This is a genomic window from Saprospira sp. CCB-QB6 (assembly GCF_028464065.1).
Classification (GTDB): Bacteria; Bacteroidota; Bacteroidia; order Chitinophagales; family Saprospiraceae; genus Saprospira.
Genome location: NZ_CP116808.1, coordinates 1542936 through 1557118, shown reverse-complemented (window position 1 = coordinate 1557118; position 14183 = coordinate 1542936). Strand labels below are relative to the sequence as shown.

Sequence of the window (14183 nt, the reverse complement as noted above, 5' to 3'; positions counted from 1 at the left end):
CAGCCTAGGCTGTTGGGGCGCTCCCTTTTTATCCTCGAAAGCAATTAGTTTTGCTTCTTCTGGTTTTTCTGCTGGCCGCCTTTTTTCTTTTGTTGGCCACCGCCTTTCTCTTTCTTCTTACCCCAATTATCACGTAGGGCTGAAGTTTGATTAAAGCAAGGCTTTTCGGCTGGACTTTCAGCATCTAGCGTGAAATAACCAATGCGCATAAACTGAAAGGCTTCTCCTTGTTTGGCCTCTTTCAAGAAGGGCTCTGCATAAGCGGTCTCAATGATTTCCAAAGATTTAGGATTGATATCATCGAGGAAGTTATCAGTAGCTTTACCAGGGGCTTCAGTCGCAAAAAGACGATCATATTGACGAACTTCTACGGGGACCGCATGCTCAATAGATACCCAGTGCAAGGTTCCTTTGGCTTTTACGCCGCTGGTATCTTCGCCACTCTTACTATTTTCGATAAAGCGGCAACGTACTTCTGTTACTTGGCCTTCTGCATCGGTTTCATAGCCAGTACACTCAATAATATAAGCTCCTTTGAGGCGTACGCAGCGGCCGGGGCCGAGGCGGAAAAACTTCTTAGGAGGATCAATCATAAAGTCACCCCGCTCAATATAGATTTCTTTGGTAAAGGGCATGCTGTGCATAGGCGAATCCTCTAGTTCGGGATTATCGACTACCTGCATATCTTCACAATGGCCATCGGGTAGATTTTCGATCACTACTTTGAGGGGATCGAGAACGCAAAGGGCGCGAGTGGCCACTTTGTTGAGCTCTTCCCGCACGCAGAATTCCAAAAGCGAGAGGTCAATAGATTGCTCGCGCTTAGATACTCCCACTTTCTCAATAAAGTTGCGGATAGCCATGGGCGGATAACCGCGGCGGCGCATACCCGAAAGAGTGGGCATCCGTGGGTCATCCCAGCCATTAACATGGCCTTCTTCTACCAATTGTTTGAGCTTGCGCTTAGAGGTAATGGTATAATTGAGGTTAAGGCGAGAAAATTCTAGCTGTTGTGGCTCGTGAATTCCTAGACTTTTGGTCAACCACTCATAGAGTTCGCGATGAGGCAAAAACTCTAGCGAGCAAAGCGAGTGCGTAATTCCTTCAATAGAATCCGATTGACCATGGGCCATATCGTACATCGGGTAAATGTTCCAAGCATCGCCAGTGCGGTGGTGGGCCATATTTTTCACCCGATAAATAATGGGGTCGCGCATGAGGCGGTTGGGGTGGCTCATATCAATTTTGGCCCGCAAAACGCAGATGCCTTCTTCATATTCGCCAGCCTTCATCTTCTCAAATTCGGCTAGGTTTTCTTCTATAGAGCGATTGCGATACTCATTGGTTTCCTCGGCTCTTTTTTGGCGGTCCATTTCTTCGGCAGAAGTAAAATCGACATAAGCCAAGCCTTTTTGGATCAGTGTAACGGCATATTCATAAAGCGTCTGAAAGTAGTCAGAGGCGTAATATTCGCGCTCTTCCCAATCAAAGCCCAGCCAGCGCACATCTTTCTTGATGCTTTCCACATACTCGGTGCTTTCGGTGGCGGGATTGGTATCATCGAAGCGCAGATTGGTTTTGCCGCCAAATTTTTCGGCAATGCCAAAATTGACACAAATGGCCTTGGCGTGACCAATATGCAAATAGCCATTGGGCTCTGGGGGAAAACGGGTGTGCACCTGGCCCCCAAAACGGCCATTCTCATTATGTTCTACAATAATTTGCTCAATAAAATTGAGCGACTCTTTTGGTTTGTCGTTTTCTTCTACTTTAGACATGCTCTTTTATTCTAAAATGTTCAGTTTCTTTTGGGGCCTGCCGCCTTTGGCGGCCGGGCTGTGTCAGGGCTCGCTGTTCGCTCGGCCCTGCGGCCTTACGGCCTGGGTCTGCGGCTGCGCCGCCCCCTTTTCCATCCCTAGGCCTGCGGGCGCTTTGCGCCCTGCAAAACGCAGATCAAACATTCGCCTGAGGCCTTTGTTCTAAAGGAACAAAACTAGTGATTTTAGGCAAAAGATAGGACTAAGGCGCTTGCTTTTTGTTGGTCCAGCCTTTTTTTCCTCTTTTGCTGGCCCGCAGGGCCAGCCTTTCATTTGGCCTAGCGATGCGAAAGGGGGGCCGTAGGCCAGACCGAAGCCGCCTTTGGCGGCTGAAGGGCCGAGCGAGTAGCGAGCCCTGTAGCGTAGCGCCGCAGCTTTGCTGCGGAGGCCCCAAAAAATCATAGAATATCAGTAAACAAGCCTTATCTTTGTGCAGAATTAGAAATAGAAAAACATGATGCGAGCACCACAAGCCGAACGCTTTAGCGAGCTGTTTGAACAATATGATTGGGAGGCGACCAAGGCCAGCATTTACGCCAAAACAGCGGCCGATGTAGAGCGGGCCTTGGCCAGCGACAAGCCCAATTTGGAAGATTTTAAGGCCTTGATTTCGCCTGCGGCCGCGCCTTATTTGGAGCAAATGGCCCAAAAAAGCCAAGCTTTGACACTCAAGCGCTTTGGGCGGACCATGCAGCTATATGCCCCGCTATACCTCTCTAATGAATGTCAGAATATTTGTACGTATTGCGGCTTTAGTTTGGATAATCCCATGCGCCGCCGCACCCTTGGCGGGACTGAGATTTTGATGGAGGCCACGGCCCTCAAAGAAATGGGGTACGAGCATATTTTGTTGGTTACTGGAGAGGCCAATAAGACCGTGGGCATAGATTATTTTGAGCGGGCGTTTAAGGCGTTGCGGCCGCATTTTGCCCAATTGTCGATGGAAGTGCAGCCGCTCAAGCAGGAAGAATATGAGCGCTTATTGCCTTTGGGCCTGCATGCGGTATTGGTTTATCAGGAAACCTACCATAAAGAAGATTACAAAAAGCATCATCCCAAGGGCCGTAAATCTAATTTTACTTATCGGATTGATACGCCCGATCGTTTGGGGCGAGCTGGGGTGCATAAAATGGGCCTAGGGGTATTGATTGGTTTGGAAGATTGGCGGACCGACAGCTTTTTTACGGCCTTGCATTTAGATTATTTAGAGCGCAAATACTGGAAAAGCAAATACTCCATTTCCTTTCCGAGATTGCGACCTTTTTCGGGAGGATTGGACCCCAAAGTACCGATGAATGATCGGGAATTGGTCCAGCTCATCTGTGCTTATCGTATTTATAATGAAGAAGTAGAATTGTCCTTATCGACTAGAGAGTCCGAGCATTTTCGGAATCACGTCATTAAATTGGGCATAACCTCATTGAGTGCTGGATCGAAGACCAATCCGGGCGGTTATGTAGTTGAGCCACAATCTTTAGAGCAATTTGAAATTTCAGACGAACGCAGTCCAGCCGAAATGGTGGAGGTCATTGAGCGGCAGGGCTATGAGGCTGTTTGGAAAGATTGGGACAAGGCCTATAGTGGTTTGCTTTCAAAATCTGAATAGCGTTTAAAAAAGCTTAGGAAGCCGTTAATCCCTTGCGGAAATAAGGCTAAGTCGCTACTTTTTGCGTTATAAGAACGTATCATATAAAAAACAGGCATGCAAGCATTTGATTATAATGAGGGAGAGGGCCAAGATTTTCGCATGATTTTGCGCCGATATGAGGGAATGTTAGCCAAGGGCGAGCTTCAGTTTTTGGATCTAGAAAGCTTTTTGCGCTTATTGGAGCATTATGAGGTACAAGGCAAATGGGAACAAGCGTTTTTGACCTTAGAGCATGCTTTGCGGCAGCATCCTTTTTCTGGCCAATTGTATCTTTTTGGGGTACAATTGAGCTTGGAGGTAGATCGTCTTTGGGAGGCTGAGCGCTATTTGGAGCAGGCCAAACTTTATGAGCCCAGCAGCATGGAAGTTCGCTTTTTTGAGGTAGAAATCTTGCAGCAAAGAGGGCATTACAAGCAAGCCTACAGGCTACTTGATGAAATGATGGAGGAGGCCAAGGGGGCGGATCGCCTAGAAGCTCTTTTGATGCAGGCGGTTATTCATGAGCAGCAAGAGCGCTATGATAAATCTTTTGAGCTCTTGGCCGAATTGCTTCGGGAAGATCCTTATCACGAATTGGCCTATAACCGCATTTGGTTGGCTATGGAGTTGGGGGAAATGTATGCGGAAGGGGTTGAATTACATCAGGAATTGACGGATTTTGATCCTTATGCGCCTTGGGCCTGGTATAATTTGGGCCATGCGTATAAGAAATTGGGCCTTTATGAAAAGGCTTTGGATGCTTATGACTATGCAATTGTAATTGCGGAAAAAATGGAATTTGCCTATCGGGATTATATTCCCTTATTGATGCATCTCAAGCAATTGGACCGTTTGTCTAGGGTTTTAGAAGACTTTGAAGAGCATTTTCCCCAATATCCCCAAGATTTGGGCATGTGGAAGGGGCAATTGTCTCAACTGCAAGGCAATTATGCGGAAGCAGAGCAGCAGTTTTTAAGCTTATTAGCAGAAGAAAAATCGCCCAATACTTTCTATTTGTTGGGGGTGAGTTATGCGGCTCAGGGGCAGTGGCTAGCTGCCTTAGATGCATTTGAGCAGGCTTTCAAATTGGCGGATTATGAAGAGCGTTTTTTGTTGGCTATGGCCGAAACGCACAATCAATTGAACCAAGAAGAGGCGGCCAGAAATTGCTTTCAGCAGGCGGTGGAATTAGCGCCGCATTCGCCTTTGGTTTGGCGCAGCTACCTAGAGTTCTTGATCGATGAAGGTGATTATGAGCAAGCTTGGTTGACCCTGCAACAGGCCCAAACGGATAGTCGATCAGATGTCTACGATTGGGCGGCTGTACTTTTGCTTTGGCAATTGGGCAAAAAGCAGGCGGCTAGCGAGCAGCTCATTATCGCTTTGGCCGAAAAGGCTTGGAGTAAACACCTCTTATTTGAGTTAGAGCCCGATTTAGAGCAGGATGATGCCTTCATGAGCTGGTGGGGCAGTCATTTAGATTAGGATTTGGGGCCTGCGGCCGGCTAGGCTTCGCCTAGGTCGGCCGCCGCTATGCTACGGGGCAAAATTCATGAGGGTTTTAACCCTCATTCTTATATCATCGCGAAGCGATAGCATTATTGCGCTGGGTTTTAACCTAGCGAAAAAAGGCCCTCCGCAGCGCTGGGCCAAACTGCTTTATGAATAAATTAAAATGTCTATCCTAAAACAGGATGGGCATTTTTTGTTTTTTAGGCAGTGATATTATGAACTTATAAAAAAAACAACTGATGTCAAACAGCACATTTTTTCTTACGGGAATAGGGACCGAAATTGGAAAAACCTTGGTCTCGGCAATTTTGGTCAAGGCCCTAAAAATGGATTATTGGAAACCCGTGCAATCGGGAGAATTGGAATATACGGATACGGATAAAGTTCGTGATTTGGTCCAATGGGAAGCATTGCAGACGCATACCGAGCGCTATCGTTTAGAGATTCCGGCTTCTCCGCATTATTCTGCTGCGGCCGAGGGCAAAAAAATAGAGCTAGATCAGCTAGTTATTCCAGAAACTGACAATAATTTGCTTATAGAAGGGGCAGGTGGTCTAATGGTCCCCTTAAATGAAGAGGAACTTTATATTGATTGGGCGGCAGCGCAAAAATTGCCTGTTATTTTAGTGTCTAGAAATTATTTGGGCAGCATCAACCATACAATTTTGAGTATAGAAGCCTTGAAGGCTAGAGGGATAAGCGAAATTTACTTGTTATTTAATGGGCCATCGACCCCCTCAACAGAAGAATTTATCTTGAATTATAGCCAGTTAGCTTGTTTAGGGCGGGTAGAGCAGGCTGAAGGGCCTGTAGATGCTGCATTTGTGGAGCAAGAGGCCAAGCGCTTAAAATCTAATTTTGAAAAAATATTGAAAAAACAAGGTCGCTAATGGTAACAGTTTGGGCGAATTGGTCATCAATAGGCAAAGAGAACCTAAGGTTGTTTATTTTTGTAATTTTTTTGCTTTAAAAATTTGACTTTTTTAGCAAAAAAGTGAAACTTTGCCCATCCCCAGGGCGTATACCTAGGAAAATTTATCAAAATAGCCTATGCGACAGTTAAAAATTACCCAGAAGATTACCCAACGCGAAAGCAGTGCATTAGAAAACTACTTAAAAGATGTAAGTAAGATTTCCATGATTTCGGTCGAAGAGGAGGTCCTTTTAGCCAAGCAAGTAAGAGCAGGTGATCAGTATGCTTTGCATCGTTTGACAACGGCCAACTTGCGTTTTGTGATTTCGGTAGCCAAGCAGTATCAGCATCAGGGAATGGCCTTGAGTGATTTGATTAACGAGGGCAACTTGGGCTTGATTAAAGCTGCTCATCGTTTTGATGAGAGTAAGGGATTTAAATTTATTTCTTATGCGGTCTGGTGGATTCGTCAATCTATTTTGCAGGCTTTGATGGAACATGGACGTATGGTGCGTCTACCTTCTAATAAATTAGGGGGACATGGTCGCTTGATTCGGGCTAAGCAACGATTTATGCAAGAGCAGGAACGTGAGCCTTCTGTGACCGAATTGGCCGAAATTTTGGAATTGCGAGAAAAGGATGTTGTAGCTCTGGAGCGCATGGCTCAAAAACATATCTCAGTAGATGCTCCTTTGGGCGCTGGCGATCGAGATTCTGACGTAAGTATGTTAGATACTTTGGCTTGCTCGGTAGAGGAAGAAGGGGATCAGGCTTTGATGGAAGAATCTTCTCGTATAGAGTTGAAAAGCCAATTGGACCGGCTATCAGACTTGGAGCGTCAAATTATTATCTCTTATTATGGTCTCTATAATCATTGCCCAATGACTTTAGAAGCTATTGGTGAAGACTGTGGCCTAACTAGAGAACGGGTACGTCAGATTAAACAGCGCGCTTTGCGTCGTTTGCGTCGATATATTAAGGCAGATTTATTTTTGCCTTCGGCAAGTTAGCGCATAACTGCCAGCTTTTTAATTGTGTAAATTAGTTTCAGTAAGTAGTTAAAAGCCTTCCTTAGCGGGAAGGCTTTTGTCGTTTGTGGGCTGCTAGTTGGCGGCTTTGCCGCCAAGGCGCGTAGCGCCTCGGCTGAGGGATGGAAAGTGGTGCGGCGAAGCCGCAGACCAAAGTTTTTGAGCATAGCGAAAAAACTGTAGGGCCGAGCAAGCTTGCGAGCCACGACAGAGCCCGACCCGAGCGAAGCGAGGGGCAGCCCCTAAAAATAGAAGTACATAAAACATTAACCTAGTTTACATAAAATTAACCCAAATAAAGTTTTGGTTGTTGTTTATTTTTTGGTTTTATATTTTGTATTTATCTATTCTTTTGCACAACTCTTTTAAAGTTGTAGTAGCACTTATTCTGAGGGGCTTAGGCTTTTTTACTAAAGTCCTATATTGAGCGAAATCTTTATCCACAAAACAAAAAACGGGCATGAAAAAACTATCCTTAGCTATTCTTGCACTCTTCTTGACAGTAGCTGGCGCAGAGGCGCAGGTTGTCATTAATGAGATTATGTACAATCCCCCAGAGAGTGGGGCTGATACCACAGAGTATATTGAGCTTTACAATGCGGGTTCTACAGCAGTAGACATTTTGGGCTGGCATTTTACGGCTGGTGTCTCAGATTCTGTAGAAGTATCTACCGTGATTCCTGCTGGTGGTTATTTTGTATGGACCGTAAACGCGGCCGCTTTTCAAAACACTTATGGCCAAGCTGCTGATCGCGAGTGGGCTTCGGGTGGTTTGAGTAACAGTGGTGAAGCGATTGTTATTGCAGATGCTTCTGGAACTGTTATGGACTCTGTTATTTATGATGACGGTGGAAGCTGGCCTACAGCAGCTGATGGTCCTGGTCACTCTTTGGCGCTTTGTTCTGCTGGTTTAGATAATACTGATCCTGCAAGTTGGACGGCAGATTCGACCAACACGGGAATTACCGTTGGCGGAACGGCTCTTTTTGCTAGCCCTGGCGCTGCCAATACTACAAACTGTGTAGTGAACACTGTTTTGACCGTTGAGTTTGCTGGAACACAAACCTATGTAGACGAAAACGTAGGTACAGTAACGATTGATTTGACGATTCAGAACCCCAATGCTACAGCAACTACTGTTGAGGTAAGTATTGCTGCGGCTTCTACGGCTGTTGCTGCTGATTACACTAACTTTAGCAGCCCTACTACAGTTACTTTCCCTGCAAATAGCACAACTAGCCAAAGCTTCACGATTGATATCGTAGACGATGCTGACCAAGAGGTTTTGGAAACTATCGTTTTTGAATTGGGCAATGCTACCAACGGCGCTGTTATTGGTACAAACAACAGCTATACCGTGAACATCAATGCAAATGATATTGCTGCTGTTCCTGTTCCCAATGTTGTGATTACAGAAATTTTGTACGACCAAGTGGGTACCGATACAATCGAGTTTATCGAGTTGTATAACAATGGTTCTACTACTGCTGACTTGAGCGGTTTCTACTTTGATGGCGTAACTTATACTGTTCCTAACGGAACTACCCTTGCTGCTGGTGCTTACTGGGTGTTGACTTTGGACTCTGTAGCCCTGCAAGCCGTAACTGGTGTAACGGCTAACCAATGGACTTCTGGCGCATTGAGCAATGCTGGTGAAGATATCGTTTTCTACACGATTGCTGGCGATACTGTTGATATTGTAAACTACAATGATAACTCTCCTTGGCCTCTACGCAATGCTAACGTAGCTATTCAGCTTTCTGATGTGAATGCCGATAACAACGATGCGGCTAACTGGTGCCACGCTACCAACAACGCTGGTACTACTGGCTTGGGCGATATCCTTTATGCCACGCCTGGTGCAGCCAATACCGCTTGTGCTACTCCTGGTACTTATGTGTACCACACAATTGATCAAATTGATGATCTTCTTGCAGGTAATGTTCCTGCTGCTGAAGGCGATAGCGTAGAGCTCCGTGGTTTGGTTTACTGCGCCGATTTCCGCTCTGGTAACGGTCTAGACTTTGCCCTAATCGAAACAGCTTCTACTAATGGTATCCGTGTTTATGCAGCTATCGATATCAATAACTACACAGTAAATGCTGGCGACTCTATCCACGTATTTGGTCGCATCAATAACTACAACGGCTTGTTGCAGGTATTGGCCGACGATATCACTTTGGTTAGCGCTGGAAATGCCACCTTGTCTCCCGTAGAAGTAACGGCTCTTTCTGAAGCTACTGAAAACAAATTCATCGAGCTTAACAACTTGACTTTGGTTGATCCTACACAATGGACAGGCACTGGTTCTGGCTTTGCTGTTGAAGCAACTAACGGTACAGATACTTTTGATCTTTATATCGACAATGATGTAGATCTTTATACACAACCTGCTCCTACTGGCGCATTCAAAGTATATGGCTTTGGTGGACAGTATGATCCTAGCAACCCTTATGATGAGGGTTATCAGTTGTTGCCTTGTAACTCTAGTATTACTCCCCTTACAACTGTAAGCTTTACGGCAGCCGCGCCTGTTCGCATCTATCCTAACCCTGCTCAAGATCGCTTGTTCGTAGAGGCTGAGGCTGTTGATGCTATTCAAGTATACAATAACTTGGGCCAGTTGCTTATTCGCCTAGATAATTTGCAGGGCAATCGCCAAGAAATTAACTTGAGCCAACTAGAGGCTGGTGTTTACCACCTCAATATCATCCGCAACGGACAATCTAGCAGCCAAAGCTTTATCAAGCAATAAGCTTAGCGCAATGATTTAATACCAAAAGGTCTTCTTCCCAAATAGGGGAGGAGACCTTTTTCTTTTGGGGCCTCCTGCCTACGGCAGGCGCTACCTTCCGCAGCTCGCTGTTCGCTCGGCCCTGCGGCCTGACGGCCTTGGTCTGCGGCTGCGCCGCACTGCTCCACATCGCTAGGCCTGCGGGCCTTCGGCCCTGCAAAACGCAAGTTGGACTATTTTTTATGCTTAAAAGTCGCTGAAAAACAAAAACTTAGCAAAGGAGTCCCTTTTTTTGTTTATTTTTTTGCTAAAAAAGTTTGTAAAATTAAATCGGCTGCCTTATATTTGCAAAGCAGTTCGGAAGAGAGTTGCCTAAATTGATAAGCAGAAGTAGCTCAGCTGGTAGAGCACAACCTTGCCAAGGTTGGGGTCGCGAGTTCGAATCTCGTCTTCTGCTCCAAGAGAAGTTCGCAAGAGCTTCTTTTTTTTTGGATGAACAAACAGTTCTTTTGCCCGGATGGTGAAATTGGTAGACACGCAGGACTTAGTCTACTTTTTTATGTTTTTAATATTTAAAAGTGCAGTTTTGGGAGTAAACTTCGGTTTATTGATTGCACAACTTCCTTAAAGAAGTTTCATATAAAAAGTAGGATTCTGAGCGCTAATCGAGAAATTGATTTTTGCATACACTCTCAAATTCAGGGAAATCTTAACAGGTAATGCTGATGACAATCCTGAGCTAAGTTGCAAACTTTGTTTTGCAAAAAGTGCAGAGACTTTACGGGAGTGGCCTAAGTTCATTATTATCAAGATAATGAATAGGGTTGAGAGAAAGTCCAGACCACAAACTTTTATCCCAATAAAAGGCAGTGAAAGCTGTAGATGGTAAGAAAATCCTGTTGACAGCAATGTCAGTGCGGGTTCGAGCCCCGCTCCGGGCACCAAAAAAAAGGACAAAAATTTGGAGTTTTAAAAAAGCGCCTTATCTTTGTGTCCACACAACAAGCAGAAGTAGCTCAGCTGGTAGAGCACAACCTTGCCAAGGTTGGGGTCGCGAGTTCGAATCTCGTCTTCTGCTCAGGATTTTCACAATCTGGCAGCTTCTTTTTAGGAGCTGCTTTTTTTGTGTCTATACTTGAAAGCTTAACCTTTAGGAGGTTGGGCTTTTTGTGTTTTGGTCCAATTGGAAAGGGCGCGTAGCGCCCGCCGAGGAGCGTAGCGACTGGCTGAGGGATGGGCAGCAGGGCCGCCGCAGGCGGCAGACCTAGCGGCTGAAAGCCGCGCAGGGCCGAGCGAACAGCGAGCTGCGAGACAGCCCGACCCGCCCAAAGGGCGGGGCAGCCCCAAAAAAATAGCCTAGAGAAGAAAAAAAGAGGGAAAACCTGTAGCGGAAAGAATAAAGCGTACTTTTATAGGAAAACAAGCTTATGAAATGGATCTGGATGCTATTGTTGCTTTTTAGTTTGGGTAGCTGTCAATTGCGTAAGGTGGTAGAGCGAGATGATGCGGGGCGAAAAATTAGTCGTTATCGGGCGCATAAGAAAACGGGCCAAATAGAAGGAACCTACAAAGGTTTTCATGAGTCGGGGGGAATTGCCTTAATTATGCATTATAAAAAGGGGAAATTGGATGGGCCCGTAAAAACCTATTACCCTAATGGGCAGATAGAGAGTTTGGCTTATACCATAGAGGATCGTTATGAAGGCGATTTTCAGTATTGGTATAGCAATGGGCAGCTCAAGCAGGAGGGCAAATACGTTAATGGCGATATTGAGGGGCCATTGAAGACCTATTACCCCAACGGAAGCTTAAAGGAAATCGTTGAGTTTAGTGGTAGTGTAGAAAATGGCGCTTACACCTTATATTATCAGAATGGGACAATTAAGGAAGAAGGTCATTTTTTGAAAGGGCCAAATATGGATGGTCTAATTAAGCAATATGATGCCGAAGGGCAGCTGCTGCGCAAACAATCTTGTTCGGCGGGCAGTTGTGAAACCATTTGGGAGCGAAAAACAGCAAAAGATGAAGAATAAGGTACTGGTTTTTTTGGGGCTATGTTTGGCCTTTTCGAGCTTGCGGGCTCAAGTAGAAGGCGGGCGCTATGTCTATGAGTTTTTAGATTTTTCGCCTTCGGCAAGAGCTACGGCTTTGGGGGGACGTTTACCTTCTGTGCGAGATAAGGATTTGAGTTTAGCCTTCCTCAATCCTGCTGCCCTGAATAAAGAAAATCACAATAGCATTTCTTTGCAGCAGAACGCCCATATTTCGGGAATTACCCATGGTACTGTAGCTTATGCCTATCACATTGCGCCCAAAAAACTGAGTTTAATGGGGAGTTTGGAGCATGTGAGTTATGGCGAATTTGAGGGCTATGATGAGATAGGGCAAGCTACGGGCAGCTTCTCTGCCTCAGAAATGGCCCTAGGAGTGGGCGCTAGCTATCAGGCAACAGATAAATTGAGCTTTGGGGTACATCTCAAGGGAATTTTTTCTAGATATGAGGCCTATTCCTCAAGGGGCTGGTCTTCTAATTTGGGTATGATTTACCAAGATAGCAGTAAGCGCTTTAGTATGGGCTTGGTACTGAAGAATATAGGGCAACAGCTTAAAAAGTACCATGCAGAGCAAGCCGATTATGCCTTACCTTTTGACATGCAATTTGGGATTAGCCAGCAGCTTAAATATTTGCCTTTGCGGATTTCTATCGTGGCGCATCATTTGGACCGTTGGGATATTCGCTATGACGATCCCGCATTGGTCCAAGAAAATAGCTTATTGGGCACGGAAGAAACTGAGAACAACGATTTTGGAGAGGGAGTTGATAATTTTTTCCGACATTTGAACTTTAATCTAGAATTTTTGCTGGGTCCAAGTCTTCGCCTGCGTTTGGGCTATGACCACTGGCGCCAAAGAGAAATGAGCATTCAAAATCTACGTTCTTTGGCTGGCTTTTCGGCTGGAATAGGCTTTAAGTTATATAAATTTCAATTTGATTATGGCTTGGCCAACTATCATTTAGCTGGAACAGTACATCATTTCGGCATTAGTACTCGACTTCAAGATTTTTAGAGAGAATTAGGAAGGCCGATAAATAAATGTATCTTTGTGGGTTGAAAAGCAACCGCAATGGAGCGGCATTTAAGATACTACCAACTTAGCAAAGCATGAGAAAACAACAGTGCCTAAAGCAGGCAGTGACAATAACTGGAAAGGGCTTACATTCGGGAATAGATGTCGAACTTAAAATCTCAGCAGCCGAGGCCGGACATGGTATTCAGTTTCAGCGTGTAGATTTGCCTGGAGCCCCTGTTATTAAGGCTGATGCTTCTAATGTATTTAAAACAGATCGTCATACTGTCATTGGAGATGAAAAAGCCTATGTTGCCACTGTAGAGCATCTTATGGCTGCCTTTTATGCTTTGGGTATTGATAATGCTTTTGTAGAAATTAATGCTGCCGAATTACCTATCCTAGATGGTAGCGCTCAACCTTTTATTGAGGTCCTTAAAGCAGGTGGAATTGAAGAACAGCAGGCCGAGAAGGCTTGCCTTGTAATCAAAGAACCTATTTCTGTTCAAGTTGGACAAAGTGAAATTAGCATCTATCCCGCCGAGGAACTAGATGTTACGGTTACTGTCGATTTTCAATCTACTGTTTTACCCGCCCAATTTAGCCGCTTCAAACCAAGCCAAGAAAGCTTTGAAGAGGCTATCGCCCCCGCCCGTACTTTTGTTTTCTTACACGAACTCTCTGCTCTTTTGCAGCATGGCCTAGCCAAAGGCGGCCAACCAGAGTCAGCCCTCGTTTTTGTAGAACATCTGCCTTCTGAAGCCCAAAAAGCGGCCTTGGAACAACAATATCAGCAAACTATTGATGTGCAAGCTGTAGGTTTATTGCCTGGCCAAAGCCTACGCTTTAGCAATGAGGCCGCCCGTCATAAGTTGCTAGACCTTATGGGCGATCTGGCCCTCTTGGGTTTTGATATTCAAGGACGAATTGTGGCCCATAAACCTGGCCATGGGGTAAATAACAAAATGGCCCTAGCTCTTCGCCAATTAGCGATTAAAGAACGCAAAACAAAGGATATTCCCGTTTATGACCCAAAACAGGAAGCCGTATATAATATTGAAGATATCTTTGGGAAGCTGCAACATCGCTATCCCTTTTTGCTCATTGATAAAATCATCGATTTATCTCCCCAGCATGTGGTGGCAGTTAAAAACGTGACTTTTAATGAGCCTTTTTTTGTTGGACACTTCCCCGGCCACCCCATTATGCCCGGTGTGCTCCAAATTGAAGCCATGGCCCAAACTGGCGGGATTTTAGTCATGGAGGCTATAGAAGATCCCCTCTCTTACGACACTTATTTCCTGAAAATTGATAAGGCCCGCTTCCGCCGGCCTGTCGTCCCCGGAGATACGCTCATCTTCCGTCTAGACCTTATGCGCCCTATCAGAAGGGGCTTGGTCGAAATGCAAGCTAAGGCCTATGTTGGTGATAAACTAGTAGCCGAAGCCGAATTATTAGCTCAAATTATCAAGCGTAAGTAATC

At 45.4% G+C, this 14183-nt stretch carries 9 protein-coding genes and 2 tRNA genes; 10 read left to right on the top strand and 1 reads right to left on the bottom strand.

All coding sequences use genetic code 11. The features are described from left to right. Nucleotides 1–44: 44 nt before the first annotated feature. Nucleotides 45–1778, bottom strand: a complete 1734-nt coding sequence (locus PPO43_RS06045; RefSeq protein ID WP_272620918.1) for a glutamine--tRNA ligase/YqeY domain fusion protein — start codon at nucleotides 1776–1778, stop codon at nucleotides 45–47. Between the two features lie 496 nt (nucleotides 1779–2274). Between PPO43_RS06045 and thiH the strand changes: the two genes are divergently transcribed. The 10 genes from thiH to PPO43_RS05995 all read left to right on the top strand — a co-directional run bounded on the left by thiH (nucleotide 2275) and on the right by PPO43_RS05995 (nucleotide 14181). After that, complete coding sequence (gene thiH, locus PPO43_RS06040) at nucleotides 2275–3423, top strand: 2-iminoacetate synthase ThiH (RefSeq protein ID WP_442985442.1); 1149 nt, start codon at nucleotides 2275–2277, stop codon at nucleotides 3421–3423. 96 nt (nucleotides 3424–3519) lie between these two features. Beyond that, the gene (locus PPO43_RS06035) at nucleotides 3520–4929 is read left to right on the top strand and encodes a tetratricopeptide repeat protein (protein WP_272620916.1); all 1410 of its coding nucleotides are present in this window, start codon (nucleotides 3520–3522) and stop codon (nucleotides 4927–4929) included. A 266-nt stretch (nucleotides 4930–5195) separates the two neighbouring features. Further along, a complete protein-coding gene (gene bioD, locus PPO43_RS06030) occupies nucleotides 5196–5846 on the top strand; it encodes a dethiobiotin synthase (protein WP_272620914.1) in 651 nt (216 codons plus the stop codon). Between the two features lie 160 nt (nucleotides 5847–6006). Further along, a complete protein-coding gene (locus PPO43_RS06025) occupies nucleotides 6007–6879 on the top strand; it encodes a sigma-70 family RNA polymerase sigma factor (RefSeq protein ID WP_272620913.1) in 873 nt (290 codons plus the stop codon). Nucleotides 6880–7357: 478 nt separating this feature from the next. Then, entirely contained in the window at nucleotides 7358–9652 is a 2295-nt protein-coding gene (locus PPO43_RS06020) for a lamin tail domain-containing protein (protein ID WP_272620912.1), read from the top strand. A 363-nt stretch (nucleotides 9653–10015) separates the two neighbouring features. Then, nucleotides 10016–10091, top strand: a tRNA-Gly gene (locus tag PPO43_RS06015). A 545-nt stretch (nucleotides 10092–10636) separates the two neighbouring features. After that, nucleotides 10637–10709, top strand: a tRNA-Gly gene (locus PPO43_RS06010). A gap of 349 nt (nucleotides 10710–11058) precedes the next feature. After that, complete coding sequence (locus PPO43_RS06005) at nucleotides 11059–11664, top strand: toxin-antitoxin system YwqK family antitoxin (RefSeq protein ID WP_272620911.1); 606 nt, start codon at nucleotides 11059–11061, stop codon at nucleotides 11662–11664. Then, nucleotides 11654–12700: a type IX secretion system protein PorQ gene (porQ, locus tag PPO43_RS06000; RefSeq protein ID WP_272620910.1), complete on the top strand. Its 1047-nt coding sequence runs from the start codon at nucleotides 11654–11656 to the stop codon at nucleotides 12698–12700. Before PPO43_RS06005 ends, porQ begins: the two co-directional genes overlap by 11 nt. Nucleotides 12701–12795: 95 nt before the next feature. After that, the gene (locus PPO43_RS05995; protein WP_272620909.1) at nucleotides 12796–14181 is read left to right on the top strand and encodes a bifunctional UDP-3-O-[3-hydroxymyristoyl] N-acetylglucosamine deacetylase/3-hydroxyacyl-ACP dehydratase; all 1386 of its coding nucleotides are present in this window, start codon (nucleotides 12796–12798) and stop codon (nucleotides 14179–14181) included. Nucleotides 14182–14183 lie beyond the last annotated feature (2 nt).

What these genes read in the sequence shown, in the direction of transcription:
- PPO43_RS06045 (WP_272620918.1), bottom strand. Translation starts at nt 1,778, where the DNA reads ATGTCTAAAGTAGAAGAAAACGACAAACCAAAAGAGTCGCTCAATTTT.
- thiH (WP_442985442.1), top strand. Translation starts at nt 2,275, where the DNA reads ATGCGAGCACCACAAGCCGAACGCTTTAGCGAGCTGTTTGAACAATAT.
- PPO43_RS06035 (WP_272620916.1), top strand. Translation starts at nt 3,520, where the DNA reads ATGCAAGCATTTGATTATAATGAGGGAGAGGGCCAAGATTTTCGCATG.
- bioD (WP_272620914.1), top strand. Translation starts at nt 5,196, where the DNA reads ATGTCAAACAGCACATTTTTTCTTACGGGAATAGGGACCGAAATTGGA.
- PPO43_RS06025 (WP_272620913.1), top strand. Translation starts at nt 6,007, where the DNA reads ATGCGACAGTTAAAAATTACCCAGAAGATTACCCAACGCGAAAGCAGT.
- PPO43_RS06020 (WP_272620912.1), top strand. Translation starts at nt 7,358, where the DNA reads ATGAAAAAACTATCCTTAGCTATTCTTGCACTCTTCTTGACAGTAGCT.
- PPO43_RS06005 (WP_272620911.1), top strand. Translation starts at nt 11,059, where the DNA reads ATGAAATGGATCTGGATGCTATTGTTGCTTTTTAGTTTGGGTAGCTGT.
- porQ (WP_272620910.1), top strand. Translation starts at nt 11,654, where the DNA reads ATGAAGAATAAGGTACTGGTTTTTTTGGGGCTATGTTTGGCCTTTTCG.
- PPO43_RS05995 (WP_272620909.1), top strand. Translation starts at nt 12,796, where the DNA reads ATGAGAAAACAACAGTGCCTAAAGCAGGCAGTGACAATAACTGGAAAG.